Source organism: Pusillimonas noertemannii, assembly GCF_003096595.1.
Taxonomy (GTDB): Bacteria; Pseudomonadota; Gammaproteobacteria; order Burkholderiales; family Burkholderiaceae_B; genus Pusillimonas; species Pusillimonas noertemannii.
This window is the reverse complement of record NZ_QEKO01000001.1, coordinates 781582-800334: the sequence shown is the minus strand read 5'-3', so window position 1 is coordinate 800334 and position 18753 is coordinate 781582. Positions and strand designations below refer to the sequence as shown.

Genomic DNA, 18753 nt, shown 5'->3' with positions numbered 1-18753 from the left:
CGCGGCCAAGCCATGGCGCGAAGGGGGTTGGCCGCATCGCTGCGGCACCCGCCATGCCGGCAGGCGTGGCCGGGGGCATCAGCGCCAAGCGGCCAGGCCCGGATCAGAGCTGCTTGAGCAGCGTCTGGGCATCGCTTACGTTCAGGCCGGGGCCTTGTTCGAGGTTGAGCTTTTCGACCACGCCGTCGCGCAGCAAGGCCGAATAGCGCTGCGAACGCACCCCCAGGCCCTTGTCGACCAGGTCTAGCTCGAGGCCCAGGCTCTTGGTCCAGGTGCCGCTGCCGTCGCCCAGCATGCGGACGCGGCCGTCGACGCCCAGGCTCTTGCCCCAAGCACCCATGACGAAGGGGTCATTGACCGCCACGCACCAGATCTCGTCCACGCCCTTGGCCTTGAGCTGGTCGGCCGCCTCGAGATAGCCGGGCAGGTGTTTTTCGGAGCAGGTGGGCGTAAACGCGCCGGGCACCGCAAACAGGGCCACTGTCTTGCCCTTGGCCTGCTCGCCCACCTTGAACGGGTTCGGCCCCAGGCCGCAAGCATCGGTCTCGACCTGCACGTACTCGGCCAGCGTGCCCTCGGGAATGCGATCGCCTTCTTTGATGGTCATGTGTTTCTCCTGTGGATTGGATGGGTGGCATCGCGCCGGCCGCGGTGCAAAGCTACGACCGCGCCGGCGCGTACAGTATCGGTTGTAGCATGTTCCAGGCCCCCACGAGCGGGAAAACCCTGAGCCCAATGATGAAAATCCGCCTGATGCCCGCAGGACACAAAACATCGCGAACAGACACATATGCATACGCCGCTTTCATGTCCTGGTAATGAAAGTTGGGCACAATGGATTTCCTCGCGTTCCCGGCGCGTCACGAACACACAGAGTAGGGGCCTTGCATGATACTGCCCAAAATGTCCGCCGCCCTGCTGTCCATGAGCTTTTTCGGCAGCGCCTATGCCTGCGCCGACCTGCACGGCCATACCTCGCTGGATCAGTGGGTGGTGATATGCGGGGCCGCGAACGGCGCCGCAGCGGTGTTCCAGGCCCTGCCCCACGACCTGGCCCAGCACCGCGAAACTGCCAAGACCCACATCAGCCGTTTCGCCGCCGAAAGCGGCATGAGCGCGCTTGAATTCGAACCCCTGTTCGAACGCGGGCTGACCGAAGGCCAAAGGCTGGTCGCCAGCCGCAGCACCCTCTTCACCCCGCGAAAAGTCGCCCTGCTCGACGGCTTCCATCACGACAAGCACATCGCCTACGCCGATGTGCGGCGTGCGTTCAGCTCGTAGGCGACTGGCGACACGCCGTTCGCTGGCTCGAGTGCACAAGCTCGCGGGCATGCCTGCACGGCGTGCCGGCGCTGCTTCGAACCCATCGGCAAAGCTGTTCTTGCGGGTATCGCGTATAGTATAAGGACCTGATCCTTATCCATTTTTCGACATGAGCCACACCCCGTCGGCCGAGCCCGCGCTCAGCCACCTCGACGATGCCGGCCAGATCCGCATGGTCGACGTCAGCAGCAAGCTTCCCACCCAGCGCAGCGCCACGGCGCAATGCCGCGTCCGCATGAGCGCCCAGGCCTATCGCCTGCTTACCGCGCAAGAAAACAGCAAGGGCGAAGTCCTTAACACGGCGCGCGTGGCCGGTGTGCTGGCGGCCAAGCGATGCGCCGAGCTCATCCCCCTGTGCCACAGCCTGCCGCTCAGCTTCGCCGGCATCGAGTTCTTCCCCGAAGACGAGCACCACGCGATCACGGTGCGCGCCACCTGCCGCACCGACTACAAGACCGGGGTCGAGATGGAAGCCATGACCGCCTGCAGCGTGGCCGCGCTTACCATCTACGACATGTGCAAGGCGGCCGACAAAGGGATTGTCATCGAAGACGTGCGGCTCAAACACAAGTCCGGAGGTAAAAGCGGTGAGTGGCACAGCGATTAATGTTCTGTATTTTGCCCAGGTCGCCGAACTGACCCAGGTGCGCCAGGAATCCTGGCCGCTTCAAGGGCCGATCAGCGGGGCCGACTGGCTGGCGCAGCTCGAACAGCGCTATCCCCAGCTGGCGCCCACCCGGCGGCTGAAGCTGGCCGTCAACCAGTTCCATGTGCGGCCCGACAGCGTCATTCAGCCAGGCGACGAAGTCGCCGTGTTCGAGCCCGTGACCGGAGGCTAGCCATGGTCATTGTCCAGCAACACGACTTCGACTCCGCAGCCCTGGTGGCGCAACTGCGCGAGCGCACGGCGGGCAAGGCCGGTGCGCTGGTCACCTTCACCGGCTACGTGCGCGACTACGCGCCCGACCAGGCCACGCAAAGCCTGTTCCTCGAGCACTACCCCGGCATGTGCGAACGCGAGATCACTGAAATCTGCGATACCGCGCTGTCGCGCTGGGACGTCGCCGAAGTTCTGGCCGTGCATCGCTATGGCGAACTGCACCTCAAAGATCAGATCGTGTTCGTTGCAGTCGCCAGCGCGCATCGCGGCCAGGCCTTCCTGGCCTGCGAGTACGTCATCGACGCACTGAAAACCCGCGCGCCCTTCTGGAAGCGCGAAACGCTGGCCGGCGGCGATCGTTTTTGGGTGCAGCAACGCGAGGCCGATGCCGAAAAAACCGAGCAATGGAACCAACCCTGAAGAGCCGACCATGAGCAAAGCAGATCCCAACGCCCCCCGCATTTCGCTGAACTGCGCGGTGCTGACCATCTCCGATTCGCGCACGCCCGAAACCGATACCTCGGGCGACTACCTGTCCGAAGCCATCGCCGCCGCCGGGCACCGCTGCGTGCGCCGCGGGCTCTGCGCGGGCAATATGTACGAGCTGCGCAAGATCATCAGCGACTGGATCGCCGATGATGAAATCCAGATCGTCATCACCAACGGCGGCACGGGCTTCAGCCACCAGAAATCCACCGGCGCGGCCCTTACGCCGCTGCTCGACATGACACTGGCCGGGTTCGGCGAACTGTTCCGCCATCTGTCGTATCTTGAAATCGGCACGTCCACCCTGCAGTCGGACGCCTTCGCGGGGGTGGCCAACAACACCCTGGTCTTCTGCGTGCCCGGCTCCACCGGCGCCTGCAAGACGGCCTGGGAAGGCATCATCAAAGAACAGCTCGACAGCACCCATCGGCCCTGCAACTTCGCCACGCATTATCTCAATACGTCCGAAGCGCTGGGCCTTTAAGGCCTTGCCGCGGGGCCGGCCATCGGCCTGCCCGCGCCATTGCAGCCATCAACTTTCACACCGCTGATAACGACATGCTTGAATTCGACGTCGCCCAGGCCCAGCTTGCCCAGGCCGGAAACGCCCCCACAAAAACCGAAGACTGCCCCTTGCACCAGGCACAGGGCCGCATCCTGGCCAAGTCGCTGACCGCCCACCTCGACATGCCGCCGGCCGACAACAGCGCCATGGACGGCTATGCAATTCGCTTCGCCGACTACCAGCCGGGCCGCGGCCTGCCCGTGCAGCAGCGCTGCTACGCCGGCGAACAGCCCCAGCCGCTGCAGGCCGGCCAATGCATCCGCATTTTCACGGGCAGCCTCATTCCCGAAGGGGCGGATACGGTCGTCATACAAGAAGACGCCACTGAAACCGACAACGTCCTGCTCATCGATCAAGCGCCCAAGCTGGGCGAGCACATACGCCGGCGCGGCGAAGACGTGCAGAAAGACAGCACGCTGCTTGAAGCGGGAAGGCGCATCGGCGCCGCCGAGATCGCCCTGCTCGCCTCCCAGGGCTATGCCCAGGTGCCCGTCTATCCCCGGCTGAAAGTCGGCATTCTTACTACCGGCGACGAATTGGCCGAACTGGGTACGCCCTTGCAGGCGGCACAGATCTACAACTCCAACGGCCCCATGCTGGCCGCCCTGGTGACGGGGCTGGGCGCCGACCCGGTTCATGTGCTGCATGCCAAAGACACCTTCGAATCGCTGCAGCAGGCACTGAACACGCTGATAGCCGATTGCGATCTCATCATCAGCGTCGGCGGCGTATCGGTAGGCGAAAAAGACCTGGTCAAGCCCGCCATCGAAAAGGCCGGTGGCGAGCTCGACCTGTGGCGCGTCAGGATGAAGCCCGGCAAGCCGGTGGCCCTTGCGCGCGCACAGGGCAAGCCCATCGTCTGCCTGCCCGGCAACCCTGTATCGGCCTTCGCGGTGTTTGCCCTGCTGGTTTCGCCGCTGGTGCGCCGCATGCAGGGGCGCGAGCAATGGCTGCCTCCCATCGAACACGCCCAGCTGGACAGCCAGCCGCCCTTCAACGACATACGGGATGAATTCATTCGCGTGCGCGCCCAACGCGGCGATAACGGCCACACTCGGCTCGGCGTCTTTTCCCGCCAGGGCTCGGGGGTGATCAGCTCGCTGCCCTGGTCCGACGGCCTGGCCCGCATTCCGGCCGGCAGGCAATTCAAGGAAGGCGATCTCGTGCCCTACTACAGCTGGGCAAGCTGGCTGGTGTAGGCGCCACGCGCATCCAGGGCGGGCCAGGGCCCGCGGCAGGGTCTACGAAGCCGCCCCCTGCCCGCCTGCCGCACGCCAGTCTTCAGGCGTATTGATATTGCGGAAAAGGCCAGGGTCGTCGCCGAAGTCGACCGGCACGGCACCGTGGCGCCGGTGCCAGTCAAGCACCTTGCGGCCGCCTTCCAGCAGATAAGACCGCAGGTCTCGTTGCAGGTCGCAGCGCACCAGCATGCATAAGGGGTGCTCTTTGCCGCCCGCACAAGCGTAGGCCAGCGGGGCCTTGCCCCCCGCCGCTTCGGCAAGCCGCGCAGGCATGTCCATGGGCAGGCGCGGCACGTCCACCGGCGACACCAGCAGCCAGGGCCGCCGGGAACGCACCATGACACTGGCCACCCCGGCCAATGGGCCGGCGTCGCCGCCGAATTCGGCATCGTCGGGAACACAAAGCCCGTGGCGGCCGTAGATATCAAGATGCCGGTTGGCGCTGATATAAAGTGTGTCGACCCAAGGAGCCAGAGTCTGCGCCACTCGCTGCACCAGCGGAGCGCCGTCGAGCATCAGCAGGCCCTTGTCGACCGCCGGGCCGCCCTGGCCCCGCATGCGGCGCGACTGGCCGCCCGCCAGCACCAGGCCATCGATTTCATCGCGCGAGATCATGTGTCAATGAGCGGGGCTTTGCCTGCGCATGTCCTTGCCATCCATACGCTGTCTGGCCGTGCCCGGGAACCTCATGAGCCCTCTCGGTCGAACTTCGTTCGCAGGCTTTCGCCCGCCACGCCCCAGTACTGCGGATCGACGAGCTCGATCAGCACGTTGACCGACTCGGGCGGCACCCCGAGCTCTTCGATCAGCACGTCGGTAAGGCGCCGGATCAGACGATCACGCGCCTGGGCATCAGGATGCTTGGCGCAGCTGAGTTTCAATATCGGCACGACAGTGCTCCCATAAATAAGCTAAAGCAAAATATAAATAAAGCGCCCATTCGGTCGTTGCCGCCGACACCGGGATGCCTGGCTCAAGCATCCCGGCGCCCGCATAGCCGTGCGCACAGCGCGGTCAGCCACCGATGTAGCTCATTTCGACCTTGTCGCGGCGTTGTGTCTCGTGGCCGCGCTGCTCGGAATAGTGGTCGTTGCGGCCGTGCCAGATGGCGGCTAGGCGGTCGCGAAGCTGTTCGTCGCTGGCGCCGCCGCGCAGCAGGGAACGCAGGTCGTGGCCCGCGTCGGCGAACAGGCACAGGAAGATGCGCCCCTCGGGCGACAGGCGGGCCCGGCTACAGTCGCCGCAGAACGGCTGCGAAACGCTGGTGATGACGCCGATTTCGCCACTGCCGTCGGCATAGCGCCAGCGCTCGGCCACTTCGCCCCGGTAATGGGCGTCGACCGGCTCGAGCGGGAACTCGCTGCCGATGAGATCGAGGATCTGTCTGCCGGTAAGGACCTCGTCAAGGTTCCAGCCATTGGTGGAGCCGACGTCCATGTACTCGATGAAGCGCAAGATATGGCCGGAATGCCGGAAATGCCGCGCCATGGGCAGGATCTGGCCATCGTTGAGCCCCTTGCGCACCACCATATTGACCTTGACCGGCGCCAGGCCCACCCGTGCGGCCTCTTCGATGCCTTCGAGCACGGTGGCGACGCTGACATTGCTGTCGCTCATGCGCTCGAACATGGAGTCGTCAAGCGCATCGAGGCTGACGGTAACCCGATGCAGGCCGGCCTCTTTAAGCGCCCTGGCTTTCTTTGCCAGCAGCGTGCCGTTGGTGGTAAGGGTCAGGTCGACTGGCTCGCCCTCGGGCGTGCGCAGCCGGGCCAGCAAGGCGATGAGGTTTTCAAGGTGCTTGCGCAGCAGCGGCTCGCCGCCGGTAAGGCGGATTTTGCGCACCCCCAGGCCTACGGCAATGCCCGCCACCCGCGCAATCTCTTCGAAACTGAGCAGGGAGGCATGCGGCATGAACTCGTAGTCGCTGCCGAAGACCTCGCGCGGCATGCAGTAGGTACATCGGAAATTGCAGCGGTCGGTGACCGAAATGCGCAGATCGTGCAGGGGCCGGCGGCGCAGGTCGAGCAGCGGCCCGCCGCCGAAGGGCGCGTCTGTGCCTGCGGGATCGGGCGCATTGCTTGGCTGCTTGGTTAGATAAATGACTTTGCTCACGGCTTCATGGTAATCGTTTTTGCCTAAACCCGGGCCGCCCGGCCCGCCATGGCGCCAAAGGCCTGCTGCAGGCCCAGCACCTTGCCGATGTCGGCGGCATCATAGCCCACCAGCTGCGAAACATAATGTCGGTAGGCCTCGCTGTCGAGCAGGCCCAGCAACTGGCGCATAAGGGGGGCGTCGAGACTGTCGCGCTGCACGGCAAAGAAATAGCGTTCTTTGGCCAGGGGAATGAAATCAAGCCCGCAGCGCCACGCGGCGGTTTCAACCCCTATGCCCGCATCGGCCATGCCGCTTGCAATGTGCGCCGCGATGGCCATGTGGGTGAACTCGCTGCTGTCGTAGCCCTGGATGCGCCGGGTATCGATGCCCAGGCGCTCGAGCATGAGCCCTACGAGCAGGCGGGTGCTGGACCCCACCTGGCGATTGACGAAGCGCACGCCCGGCTTGACCAGATCGGCGACAGTATGGATCTGCTTGGGATTGCCGGGCTGCACGAACATGCCTGTATCGCGCTGCGCCAGATAAATGAGGCAATGCCGCTCGTCGTCGAGCCAGGGGCTGTAGTGGCCCAGGATGGCTTCTTCGAATTCGCCCGCCGGCACCTGGAAGCCCGCCAGGTCGCACTCGCCCCGATTGAGCGAGGCCAGGGCCTCGAACGCCGTGCGGTAGCGCAGTTCGACCGGCGACATCTCTTGGTCGTTGGCCATTTGCATCAGGCCCTCGACCGCGAAACCGTGGCTGGCGTGCAGCCGCAGGCGCGGCCGGCTTTCAGGGTAAAGGCTTTCGAGCTCTTCTTGAAGTTCGGACGCCATGCTTTCGAGCATGGGCGTCAGGCGCGCGTCCATGCGGCGATTGGCCCACAGCAGGTGGCGGGCAAAATCGGTGAGCTTGCTGCCCTGGCGACGGCTGGTTTCAAGCAGGGCCATGCCGAATTCTTTCTCGGCGTGGCGCAGCAGGCCCCAGGCATGCCGGTACGAAATGCCGCAGGAGCGGCAGGCCCCGGCGATATGGCCCATGGCGTCGATGGCGGCCAGCAGGCGCAGTATCTCGCCCAGGGCGAACACGGCCCCGCTGGGTTTTTCGAGCACCCATTCGGAATTCAAGCGCGCCTGGAACTTATATGTCATTTTGTGCCTATTGAAAGCTGGCTCTATACCTAGTAGATTAATAGACCTAACATGCGGTTATTATGCACTCATACACATAATAAAGCACCTGGCCCATCGTTCACCGCCGCGCGCGCACCCGGAAACCCCGCGCGCAACGCTCGCGACACACCCAAAAGTCACGCATCATCAAGGAATCTCATGAACACGCCTCCGCACAAGGCCCCGCTTTCCGAAGACACGGTGCTGCAGGCCACGCAAGAAGCCCTGCATCGCCATGCCGGCCAGAAAGGCAACCTGCTGCCCATCCTGCACGACGTCCAGCACACCTTGGGCCATATCCCCGAGTCCGCCGTGCCGGTCATCGCCCAGGCGCTGCAGCTGTCGCGCGCCGAAGTGCATGGCGTCATCAGCTTCTACCCCCATTTCCGGCAAACGCCGGCGGCCGACGTCGTGCTCGAGGTCTGTCGCGCCGAGTCCTGTCAGGCCATGGGCGGCGAGCAACTGGCCGCCCATGCCCAGCAAAAGCTCGGCTGTGGTTTTCACGCCACTAGCGCCGACGGCAAGGTCACCCTCGAGCCCGTGTACTGCCTGGGCCTCTGTGCGCAGTCTCCCGCCGTCATGATCAACGGCAGGCCCCACGCCCGCGTTACCCCGGCCAAGCTCGACCAGCTGCTGGGCACAGGAGCCTGACCATGACCAAGCCCATCAAAATCTTCATTCCCCGCGACTCGGCCGCACTGGCGGTCGGCGCCAACGAGGTCGCCCAGGCGATCGAACGCGAAGCCGCCGCGCGCGGGCAATCCGTACAAATCGTGCGCAACGGCTCGCGCGGCTTGCTTTGGCTCGAACCCATGGTCGAAGTGCAAACCCCCGAAGGCCGCGCGGCCTACGGCCCCGTGCAGGCCGAAGACGTGCCCGGCCTGTTCGACGCCGGCTGGCTGCAGGGGGCTTCGCACCCCTTGGCCCAAGGCCTTACCGACGAAATCCCCTATCTTAAAAACCAGCAGCGCCTTACTTTCGCGCGCGTGGGCATCACCGATCCGCTCAGCCTGGGCGACTACCAGGCCCATGGCGGCCTGGCCGGCCTCAAGCGGGCGGCCACCATGGAACCCGCCGCCATCGTCGACGAAGTCATCGAGTCGGGCCTGCGGGGCCGGGGCGGCGCCGCCTTCCCCACCGGCATCAAATGGAAAACCGTTCTAAGCACGCCCGCCGAACAGAAATACATCGCCTGTAATGCCGATGAAGGCGATTCGGGCACGTTCTCCGACCGCATGATCATGGAAGGCGACCCCTACACCCTGATCGAGGGCATGACCATCGCCGGCCTGGCGGTGGGCGCCACCTACGGCTATATCTACGTGCGTTCCGAGTACCCCGACGCCATCGCCACGCTCAACAGCGCCATACAAAACGCGCGGGCCGCGGGCTGGCTGGGCCACGACATCGCGGGCACCGGCCGCGCCTTCGACCTCGAAGTGCGGGTGGGCGCGGGCGCCTATATCTGCGGCGAAGAAACCTCCATGCTCGAAAGCCTCGAGGGCAAGCGCGGCCAGGTGCGCAGCAAGCCGCCCCTGCCGGCCATCAAGGGCCTGTTCGGCCAGCCCACCGTCATCAACAACGTCATCTCGCTGGCCACGGTACCCATCATCCTGGCCAAGGGCGCAGCCTACTACCGAGACTACGGCATGGGCCGCTCCAAGGGCACCCTGCCGTTCCAACTGGCCGGCAACCTCAAGCAGGGCGGCCTGGTCGAGCGCGCCTTCGGCCTTACCCTGCGCGAACTGCTGTACGACTACGGCGGCGGCAGCGCCTCCGGGCGCCCCCTGCGCGCAGTGCAGGTCGGCGGCCCGCTGGGCGCCTATCTGCCCGAATCACAGTGGGATACCCCCCTCGACTACGAAGCCTATGTCGGCATCTCGGCCATGATCGGCCATGGCGGCCTGGTGGCCTTTGACGATACCGTCGACATGTCTAAAATGGCCCAATACGCCATGGAATTCTGTGCCGTCGAATCCTGCGGCAAGTGCACGCCCTGCCGCATCGGCGCCGTGCGCGGCACCGAGGTCATCGCAAAGATCCGGGCGGGCAACGAACGCGAGCAGCAAGTGCACCTGCTGCGCGACCTGTGCGACACCATGCTGGGCGGATCGCTGTGCGCCCTGGGCGGAATGACCCCCTACCCGGTCCTTTCCGCGCTCGAACATTTCCCCGAAGACTTCGGCCTGGCCAAGTCTTCGCAAGCGGCCGCCAGCGCCGCCTGACTCCGGAGCCCAACATGCTAGAAACCATCGTCCAACGCGAACGCGACTTCGGCACTCCCGCCTCGCTTGCCGCCGAAACCGTCGCCCTTGTCATCGACGGCGTCGAATGCAGCGTGCCCGCGGGCACCTCGGTCATGCGGGCCGCGGCCATTGCCGGCATCAACATCCCCAAGCTGTGCGCCACCGACAGCCTCGAGGCCTTCGGCTCCTGCCGCCTGTGCCTGGTCGAGATCGAAGGCCGCCGGGGCTACCCGGCCTCGTGTACCACGCCGGTCGAAGCCGGCATGGTCATCCGCACCGAAACGCCCAAGCTCCACGACCTGCGCCGCAACGTCATGGAACTCTACATTTCCGACCATCCGCTCGATTGCCTTACCTGCCCGGCCAACGGCGACTGCGAGCTTCAGGACATGGCCGGCGTGGTGGGCCTGCGCAATGTGCGCTACGGCTACGAGGGCGCCAACCACCTGAACGACGCCACTGATTCCTCCAACCCCTATTTCGACTACGACCCGTCCAAGTGCATCGTGTGCAGCCGCTGCGTGCGCGCCTGCGACGAGGTCCAGGGCACTTTCGCCCTTACCATCGACGGCAAGGGTTTCGCCTCGCGCGTGGCGGCGGGCCAGAACGACCCCTTCCTCGATAGCGACTGCGTCTCTTGCGGCGCCTGCGTACAGGCCTGCCCCACTTCCACCCTGGTCGAGAAAACCGTGATCATGATGGGCCAGCCCGAACACTCGGTCATTACCACCTGCGCCTACTGCGGCGTAGGCTGCGCCTTCAAGGCCGAGCTCAAGGGCGACAAGGTCGTGCGCATGGTGCCCTGGAAAGACGGCCAGGCCAATCGCGGCCACTCTTGCGTCAAGGGACGTTTCGCCTGGGGCTACGCCACCCACAAAGACCGCATCACCAAGCCCATGATCCGGGCCAGCATCAACGACCCCTGGCGCGAAGTCAGCTGGAGCGAAGCCATCAACCATGCGGCTTCCGAGCTCAAGCGCATCCAGGCCAAGTACGGCCGCGACTCCATCGGCGGCCTCACCTCGTCGCGCTGCACCAACGAAGAAACCTACCTGGTGCAAAAGCTGGTGCGCGCAGCCTTCGGCACCAACAACGTCGACACCTGCGCGCGGGTCTGCCACTCGCCCACCGGCTATGGCCTCAAGACCACGCTGGGCGAATCCGCCGGCACGCAAACCTTCGACTCCGTCATGTTCACCGACGTGGTCATCGTAATGGGCGCCAACCCCAGCGCGGCCCACCCCGTGTTCGCCTCGCGCCTCAAGCGTCGCCTGCGCGAAGGCGCCAAGCTCATCGTCATCGATCCGCGCAGCATCGAGCTGGTCGACTCGCCCCACATCAAGGCCGACTACCACCTGCCGGTGCGGCCGGGTACCAACACGGCGCTGCTCACCTCCATGGCCCACGTCATCGCCACCGAAGGGCTCATCGACGAGGCCTTCGTGGCCGAACGCTGCGAACTGCCGGCTTTCGAGCAATGGCGCGCTTTCGTCTCGCAGCCTGAAAACTCGCCCGAAGCCATGGCCGAGATCACCGGCGTACCGGCCGCCGACCTGCGCGCGGCCGCCCGCCTGTTCGCCACCCATGGCAACGGCTCCATCTACTACGGCCTGGGCGTTACCGAGCACAGCCAGGGCTCTACCACCGTCATGGCCATTGCCAACCTGGCCATGGCCACCGGCAACCTGGGTCGCGAAGGCGTGGGCGTCAACCCGCTGCGCGGCCAGAACAACGTGCAGGGCTCTTGCGACATGGGCTCGTTCCCGCATGAACTGCCCGGCTATCGCCACGTGTCCGACGACGCCGTGCGCGGCGAGTTCGAGCGCGACTGGGGCGTTACCCTGCAGCCCGAGCCGGGCCTGCGCATTCCCAACATGTTCGACGCGGCCATCAGCGGCTCGTTCAAGGGCCTGTACTGCCAGGGCGAAGACATCGTCCAGTCCGACCCCAACACCCAGCACGTTGCGGCGGCGCTTTCCGCCATGGAATGCGTCATCGTTCAAGACATCTTCCTGAACGAAACCGCCAAGTACGCCCACGTGTTCCTGCCGGGCTCCAGCTTTCTTGAAAAAGACGGCACCTTCACCAACGCCGAGCGCCGCGTCTCGCGGGTGCGCAAGGTCATGGAACCCCTGGGCGGCCTTTCCGACTGGGAAGCCACCTGCGAGCTGTCCAATGCCATGGGCTACCCCATGCACTACAAGCACCCCAGCGAAATCATGGACGAAATCGCCCGCCTCACCCCCACCTTCCAGGGCGTGTCGTTCGCCAAGATCGACGAACTGGGCGGTAGCGTGCAATGGCCCTGCAACGAGCAAGCGCCCGACGGCACGCCCACCATGCACGTCGACGAATTCGTGCGCGGCAAGGGCAAGTTCATGATCACCAAGTACGTGCCCAGCGACGAACGCAGCACGCGCAAGTTCCCCTTGCTGCTAACCACCGGCCGTATCCTGTCGCAGTACAACGTGGGCGCGCAGACGCGCCGCACGCCCAACGTGATGTGGCACAAAGAAGACCTGCTCGAGATCCATCCGCAAGACGCCGAAGACCGCGGCATCTTGCAGGGCGACTGGGTGGCAGTGCAAAGTCGCGTGGGCGAAACCGTGCTGCGCGCCGACATCACCGAACGCGTGCAGCCGGGCGTCATCTACACCACCTTCCACTTTCCCGAATCGGGCGCCAACGTGGTTACCACCGACAGCGCAGACTGGGCCACCAGCTGCCCCGAGTACAAGGTTACGGCGGTGCAGGCGCGACGCGTTACGCAACCTTCTACCTGGCAGGCCAAGTGGTCGCGCTTCAGCGACGTCCAGCACCAGTTGCTGAACGACCGCCTGCGCGAAGGCGAGGCCCCGGCCAAGGGCCCGCAGGCACAGCCAAAAGAACGCGAGGGCGAGGCCACCGAACAGGTATAGGCACGTGCAATCCGCCGACTCCACGCTTGCCGCTGCCCCGCCGGATGAACAGGCGGGGCATGCGGCCCATACCGTTCATCGGCAAGGGCCGGGCAAGCCCTTCGTGGCCGAGCCCGACGAACTCGCGCGCGAGGTTCCCATCGCGCTCGAGTACAACGGCATCTCGCACGCCACTGTGCTGGCCACGCCCTGCAATCTAGAGGATTTCGCCTTCGGGTTCTCATACACCGAAGGCGTGGTGCGGTCCGCCCGCGACATCTACGACGTCGAGCTCACCACACGCGACAAGGGCATTGTGGTCCAGCTGACCATCGCCAGCGCCTGCCTGAACCAGCTCAAGCTCAGGCGCCGCAGCCTGGCCGGCCGCACGGGCTGCGGCCTGTGCGGGCTTGAAAGCCTCGACGAAGTGCAGCGCACGCTTCCCGCACTGCCCGCCAGGCCCGCCTTTTTGCGGGCACAGGCGGTGTCGGCGGCCGTCGAGGCGCTGCGTGACCTTCAGCCGCTGCACCTGCAAACCGGCGCCACCCATGCGGCGGGCTGGGCCGACCTGCAAGGCCGCATACAGGCGGTACGCGAAGACGTCGGCCGCCACAATGCGCTCGACAAGCTGATCGGCCACCTGCTGCGCCAGGGCCACGATACATCGTCGGGCTTTGCGGTCATCTCGAGCCGCGCCAGTTTCGAGATGGTGCAAAAGGCGGCCGCGGCGGGCATTTCGGCCGTAGTCGCGGTTTCAGCCCCCACCACCTATGCGCTGCAGATGGCCACCGATCTCAATGTGCTGCTGGCGGGCTTTGCCCGCCAAAACGGCTTTACCGTGTATGCGCACCCCGAATTCCTGATTCCCTACGAAACACCATGAACAACATCGACCACCTCATCCAGTTGGCCAACCGCATCGGCGATTTCTTCGAGGCCCTGCCCAATCGCCAAGAGGGCCTCGACGGCATCGCGGACCACATCCGCAAGTTCTGGGAACCGCGCATGCGTACGGCAATGCTGAACTTCCTGGCCGAACACCCCGAGGGTCGGACGCAAGAGGCTGAACTCAGCGCGATCGCCAAAGAGGCCATTTTGCAGAATCGCGAAATGCTGACGCCGAAGGCAAGTGCTTAAAGGGTCTGACCTGTGTGCTTGCCGGCCACGAACCGGCAACCACAACTTCTAGCGATTCGCCGCCAACTGGCGGTCGGCATCCCAGCCGCCGCCAATTGCCCGCACCAAGGCCACGGCCGCCTGCGCACGCTCGCCATCCAGCGCCAACGAAGCACGCTGCTGCACCAATACCTGGCGATCGGCATCCAGCACGTCCAGGTAGCTGACGGACCCTTCCCGATACTGAACCAATGACAGCTCGGCCGCCCGCGAGGCCTGCCGAACGGCCGCATCCTGCACTTGCGTCTGGTCCTTGAGTATGCGCAGGCTCGACAGGCCGTCCTCGACTTCACGGAAGGCATTCAAGACCGTCTGGCGATAAGCGGCCACATCTTCTTCATAGCGCGCCCGCGCCTTTTCCAAGCCGGCCTCGCGACGTCCACCGTCGAAGATCGGCAGCGACAGCACTGTGCCCACCAGCGGCCCAAGCAGAAAAGCACGGCTGGACCATTCCAGCAGATTTCCCAGTTCGTCCGACTCATAGCCAAATGCCCCCGTCAGCGTCAGGCTGGGGAAGAACGCCGCTTTGGCAACGCCCACGCGCGCATTGGCAGCGGCCATGGCACGCTCCGCTGCCGCGATATCGGGCCGGCGCTCCAGCAAGGACGATGGCAGCCCGGCGGGAATCTCCACCGACACGCGGCCCAATGGCTCGGGCTCCAAGGTGAACTGGGCCGGCGTCTTGCCCAGCAACGTTGCCAACGCATGCTCGGCCACGGCTCGCTCGCGCTCTATGCCCAGGGCTTGCGAGCTGGCTGAAGAGAGCGCCGATTTGGACCTGGCCAGATCCAGTTCGCTGATCTCACCTTCGTCATAGCGCTGCTGGACCAGGTCCAGGGTTCTGCCGCGCAGTTCCACGGTGCGCCGGTATAGTTCTTGTTCGGCATCCAGACGCCGGATGCGAAAGTAGGCTTGCGCCACGTCGGCCTGCAAGGCCAGCCGCACAGACTGGAATAGCGCGGCACTTTGCTCGGCATCTGCCGTAGCGGCCTCCACGTCGGACGCAATCCGTCCGAACAGATCCACCTCGTAGGAGACGCCCGCCTGGGCCCGCCATAGCGTTTGCGCTGAATTGTTCGCATCCTCCGGCAAGCCCTGCGCAGCGTCGGACTGGCGCTGTCGCGCAGGCCCGAACCCCGCATCCAGGGTCGGCAGCAGGTCCGATTCCGCGTCCCGGCGCAAAGCTCTGGCCTGCCTCAAGCGGGCGGCCGCCACCTTGAGATCCTGATTGGCTGACATGGCCTGGTCTTCCAGCGCATCGAGGACGGGCTCATTGAAGATCACCCACCAGCGCCCGCGCGCCAGTGCTTCGGCGGGTTGGGCCATCTTCCACTGCCTGGCCGCCTCCGGCGACAGGAATGCTTCCTTGAAGGCACCGGATACCTCGGCGTCCGGCCGCTGATAGTCGGGGCCTACCGCGCACCCGGCCAGAAACAAGGCCATCGCCAAGCTTGTAAACCGCAAACGTAACCGTTTCATCATTGCTCCATTACTCTTGAACCGCGATGGCCGGCGCCTCGTGCGCAGCCGCAGCATGCAAGGGGCGTCGTCCCAGGCTGCGCAGCGCGACATAGAACACCGGCGTCAGAAAGAGCCCGAACAGCGTGACGCCAAGCATGCCGAAGAACACCGCAACACCCATGGCCTGTCGCATCTCGGAGCCTGCTCCCGTTGCAAGAACCAGCGGAACCACGCCCATGATGAAAGCAATCGAGGTCATCAGGATGGGCCGCAGGCGCAGGCGGCTCGCTTCAACCGCAGCCTTCACTGTGCTCAAGCCTTGCAGCTCCAGCTCGCGGGCGAACTCGACTATCAAGATGGCGTTCTTGCACGCCAGGCCGACCAGCACCATCAAGCCTATCTGCGTAAAGATGTTGTTATCGCCACCCGTCAGCCAGACACCCGCCAGGGCCGCCAGAACGCTCATGGGAACAATCAGGATCACCGCCAGGGGCAGCGTCAAGCTTTCATAGAGAGCGGCAAGCACCAGGAATACAAGCAGCACGCTGATGGGAAACACCCAGACGCCCGCATTGCCGGCCAGAATCTGCTGGTAGGTCAGGTCGGTCCATTCATACTTCACTCCACGCGGCATGACTTCTTGCGCAATGCGTTCGGCTGCCGCCTGTGCCTGGTCCGATGAGTAGCCGGGCGCCGGGCCGCTATTGATGTCTGCGGCGGTATAGCCGTTGTAGCGCACCACCATCTCGGGGCCGAAGCTGGGCGAGACGGAAGCAACCGCCGACAAGGGCACCATTTGTCCGCTACGGCTGCGCGTCTCAAGCTGCAGGATGTCTTCTGGATGCGAGCGGAACTGTGCATCCGCCTGCACCCTGACCTGGTACACACGTCCAAACCGATTGAAGTCATTGACGTAGAGCGAACCCAGATAGATTTGCATGGTGTCGAAGACCTCGTCCACCGGAATGCCCAGTTGCTTGGCCTTTACCCGGTCCAGCGCCACATCGAGTTGCGGCACATTGATCTGGTAGCTGGAAAACGCCGGACCCAGCTCGGGAGCCTCCGCCGCCTTGGCGAGGAACTGCCTGGCCACCGCATCCATCTGCTCATAGCCCAGCGCCGCCCGGTCCTCCAGTTGCAGCTTGAAACCGCCCACCGTACCCAAGCCCATGATGGGCGGCGGCGGAAACACGGCAATGAACGAGTCTTTGATCTCGGCATATTGCCGGTCCAGGGCCGCGGCAATATTGGCCGCCGACAAAGCGTCGTCCTCGCGCAGCTCGAAGGGGTCGAGCGTCACAAAAACAATGCCGGCGCTTGAACTGTTGGTGAATCCGTTGATGGACATTCCGGGAAAAGCGATGGTGCTTTCCACACCGGGCTGCTTCAGGGCGATCTCGGACATCTTGCGTATGACCGCCTCGCTGCGATCCAGCGAGGCACCGCTGGGCAGCTGGGCAAAGCTGATGAGGTATTGCTTGTCTTGTGCAGGCACGAACCCGCCCGGCACGACATAGGAAACCCCGGCCGTCATCGCCACAAGCAGCACATACAAGCCCAATGTCGAAGCCTTGCGGCTTATTACGCCCGATACACCTATTGCATAGCGGTCGGACGAGCGCTGGAAGAATCGATTGAAACGCTCAAAGAACCTCCCCAGATACCGATTCATCGCCCGGGTCAGCCAGTCGGGCTCTTCATGGTGCCCTTTCAGGAGCAAGGCTGCCAGCGCTGGCGACAAGGTCAGGGAATTGATGGCGGAAATGACGGTCGAAATGGCGATCGTCATGGCAAACTGCTTGAAGAACTGTCCGCTCAACCCCGTCATGAAAGCCAGCGGCACGAACACGGCCACCAGCGTCAGGGCAATGGCGATGATGGGCCCGCTGACCTCGCGCATGGCGCGGTACGTAGCGTCCCGGGGCGACAAGCCTGCCTCAATATTTCGCTCGACGTTCTCGACCACCACAATGGCGTCGTCGACCACAATACCTATCGCCAGCACCAGGCCAAAGAGCGACAGCGCGTTGATCGTATAGCCAAAAGCCAGCAACAGCGCGAACGTGCCGATGATCGAAACCGGCACCGCAAGCAAGGGAATGATGGAAGCCCGCCATGTTTGCAAAAAGACAATCACAACCAGTACCACCAAGGCAATGGCTTCCAGCAGCGTCATGACCACCGCATGGATGCTGGACCGGACGAACTGCGTCGGGTCATACATAATGCGGCTTTCCAGCGAAGCTGGAAAATCGGCCGACAGCTCGTCCATGACCGTACGCACCTGATCTGAAATATCCAGCGCATTCGAACCAGGCGACTGCATGATGGCTATGCCCACGGCGGGTTGATTGTCCAGCAGCGCACGCAAGCCATACTCGGCCGCTCCCAGCTCGATACGCGCTACATCACCCAGCCTCGTAACACCGCCATCGGCGGAAGTCTTCAAGACAATATCGCTGAACTGCTCTTCGGTCTGCAAACGTCCCTGGGCATTGACCGAGAGCTGCAGCGCCACGTCTGGTGTCGTCGGCGATGCGCCTATCACCCCGGCGGCCACCTGGACGTTCTGCTCGCGGATGGCGGCAACCGCTTCCGACGCCGTGAGATTGCGCTGCGCCATCTTGCCCGGGTCGAGCCAGACCCGCATGGAATAGTCGCCTGCACCCCACACCTGCACCTCGCCCACGCCCTGGATGCGGGCCAGCCTGTCCTTGACGTTGAGAACCGCGTAATTGCGCAGATAGGTCGTGTCGTATCGCTGGTCCGGCGAGATCAGGTGCACCACCATGGTAAGCGTTGGCGATGATTTGGTCGTCGTCACACCCAGCCGCTGCACCTCTTCAGGCAGGCGCGGCAATGCCTGCGTGACCCGATTCTGCACCAGTTGCTGAGCCTTGTCGGGATCGACACCCAGATGGAAATTCACCGTCACCACCAGATTGCCGTCGCTATTGGCCTGCGACTGCATGTACAGCATGTCCTCGACGCCGTTTATCGACTCTTCGAGCGGCGCCGCTACGGTCTCGGCCAGCACCTTGGGGTTGGCGCCCGGAAACTGGGCCCGCACTACCACAGACGGCGGCACCACCTCGGGATATTCCGAGATGGGCAATTGCAGCATCGCCAGGCTCCCGGCCAGCAAGATGAGGACGGACAACACACCCGCGAATATCGGGCGATCAATGAAGAATTTGGAAATATTCATGATGAAT

At 64.3% G+C, this 18753-nt stretch carries 18 protein-coding genes; 11 read left to right on the top strand and 7 right to left on the bottom strand.

The features are described 5' to 3' along the window. Positions 1 to 103 precede the first annotated feature (103 nt). Positions 104 to 607: a peroxiredoxin gene (locus tag C7440_RS03720; RefSeq protein ID WP_017525539.1), complete on the bottom strand. Its 504-nt coding sequence runs from the start codon at positions 605 to 607 to the stop codon at positions 104 to 106. 281 nt (positions 608 to 888) lie between these two features. On the opposite strand from C7440_RS03720, the gene C7440_RS03710 reads away from it, so the two are divergent. The 6 genes from C7440_RS03710 (at position 889) to C7440_RS03685 (ending at position 4453) form a co-directional block, all read left to right on the top strand. Then, positions 889 to 1281 carry a hypothetical protein gene (locus C7440_RS03710; protein WP_017525541.1) on the top strand — a complete coding sequence of 131 codons (393 nt, stop codon included), beginning with the start codon at positions 889 to 891 and terminating at the stop codon, positions 1279 to 1281. Positions 1282 to 1432: 151 nt separating this feature from the next. After that, the gene (gene moaC / locus C7440_RS03705; RefSeq protein WP_017525542.1) at positions 1433 to 1930 is read left to right on the top strand and encodes a cyclic pyranopterin monophosphate synthase MoaC; all 498 of its coding nucleotides are present in this window, start codon (positions 1433 to 1435) and stop codon (positions 1928 to 1930) included. Continuing rightward, positions 1911 to 2162 (top strand): MoaD/ThiS family protein, encoded by a 252-nt coding sequence (locus C7440_RS03700; protein ID WP_017525543.1) that lies wholly within the window; start codon positions 1911 to 1913, stop codon positions 2160 to 2162. The genes moaC and C7440_RS03700 overlap by 20 nt, the downstream gene beginning before the upstream one ends. 2 nt (positions 2163 to 2164) lie before the next feature. After that, entirely contained in the window at positions 2165 to 2623 is a 459-nt protein-coding gene (locus tag C7440_RS03695) for a molybdenum cofactor biosynthesis protein MoaE (protein ID WP_017525544.1), read from the top strand. A 10-nt stretch (positions 2624 to 2633) separates the two neighbouring features. After that, entirely contained in the window at positions 2634 to 3173 is a 540-nt protein-coding gene (gene moaB / locus C7440_RS03690) for a molybdenum cofactor biosynthesis protein B (RefSeq protein ID WP_017525545.1), read from the top strand. A gap of 74 nt (positions 3174 to 3247) precedes the next feature. Next, positions 3248 to 4453, top strand: coding sequence for a molybdopterin molybdotransferase MoeA (locus tag C7440_RS03685; RefSeq protein ID WP_116517517.1), 1206 nt, complete (start codon positions 3248 to 3250; stop codon positions 4451 to 4453). 42 nt (positions 4454 to 4495) lie between these two features. Here the strand turns inward: C7440_RS03685 and mobA are convergent, their stop codons facing one another. From mobA to C7440_RS03665, 4 genes are all read right to left on the bottom strand, one after another. After that, complete coding sequence (gene mobA / locus C7440_RS03680; protein ID WP_180064376.1) at positions 4496 to 5110, bottom strand: molybdenum cofactor guanylyltransferase MobA; 615 nt, start codon at positions 5108 to 5110, stop codon at positions 4496 to 4498. Positions 5111 to 5181: 71 nt separating this feature from the next. Then, positions 5182 to 5385 carry a tautomerase family protein gene (locus C7440_RS03675; RefSeq protein ID WP_100224237.1) on the bottom strand — a complete coding sequence of 68 codons (204 nt, stop codon included), beginning with the start codon at positions 5383 to 5385 and terminating at the stop codon, positions 5182 to 5184. Positions 5386 to 5509: 124 nt separating this feature from the next. Next, positions 5510 to 6607, bottom strand: coding sequence for a GTP 3',8-cyclase MoaA (gene moaA, locus C7440_RS03670; protein WP_116517516.1), 1098 nt, complete (start codon positions 6605 to 6607; stop codon positions 5510 to 5512). Positions 6608 to 6630: 23 nt separating this feature from the next. Continuing rightward, positions 6631 to 7737, bottom strand: coding sequence for a substrate-binding domain-containing protein (locus C7440_RS03665; RefSeq protein WP_116517515.1), 1107 nt, complete (start codon positions 7735 to 7737; stop codon positions 6631 to 6633). A 180-nt stretch (positions 7738 to 7917) separates the two neighbouring features. Between C7440_RS03665 and C7440_RS03660 the strand changes: the two genes are divergently transcribed. From C7440_RS03660 to C7440_RS03640, 5 genes are read left to right on the top strand one after another with little or no spacing between them, the layout of a single operon-like run. Beyond that, positions 7918 to 8409: a formate dehydrogenase subunit gamma gene (locus tag C7440_RS03660; protein ID WP_116517514.1), complete on the top strand. Its 492-nt coding sequence runs from the start codon at positions 7918 to 7920 to the stop codon at positions 8407 to 8409. Between the two features lie 2 nt (positions 8410 to 8411). After that, positions 8412 to 9983, top strand: a complete 1572-nt coding sequence (locus C7440_RS03655; RefSeq protein WP_116517513.1) for a formate dehydrogenase beta subunit — start codon at positions 8412 to 8414, stop codon at positions 9981 to 9983. Positions 9984 to 9997: 14 nt separating this feature from the next. Then, positions 9998 to 12922 carry a formate dehydrogenase subunit alpha gene (fdhF, locus tag C7440_RS03650; RefSeq protein ID WP_116517512.1) on the top strand — a complete coding sequence of 975 codons (2925 nt, stop codon included), beginning with the start codon at positions 9998 to 10000 and terminating at the stop codon, positions 12920 to 12922. Between the two features lie 4 nt (positions 12923 to 12926). Beyond that, positions 12927 to 13784 carry a formate dehydrogenase accessory sulfurtransferase FdhD gene (gene fdhD / locus C7440_RS03645; protein WP_017525554.1) on the top strand — a complete coding sequence of 286 codons (858 nt, stop codon included), beginning with the start codon at positions 12927 to 12929 and terminating at the stop codon, positions 13782 to 13784. Beyond that, complete coding sequence (locus C7440_RS03640; RefSeq protein ID WP_017525555.1) at positions 13781 to 14038, top strand: formate dehydrogenase subunit delta; 258 nt, start codon at positions 13781 to 13783, stop codon at positions 14036 to 14038. Before fdhD ends, C7440_RS03640 begins: the two co-directional genes overlap by 4 nt. A 48-nt stretch (positions 14039 to 14086) precedes the next feature. Here C7440_RS03640 and C7440_RS03635 read toward each other — a convergent pair whose 3' ends face one another. Continuing rightward, entirely contained in the window at positions 14087 to 15559 is a 1473-nt protein-coding gene (locus C7440_RS03635) for an efflux transporter outer membrane subunit (RefSeq protein ID WP_026068160.1), read from the bottom strand. A gap of 7 nt (positions 15560 to 15566) precedes the next feature. Continuing rightward, complete coding sequence (locus C7440_RS03630) at positions 15567 to 18746, bottom strand: efflux RND transporter permease subunit (protein ID WP_116517511.1); 3180 nt, start codon at positions 18744 to 18746, stop codon at positions 15567 to 15569. Positions 18747 to 18753: the final 7 nt, after the last annotated feature.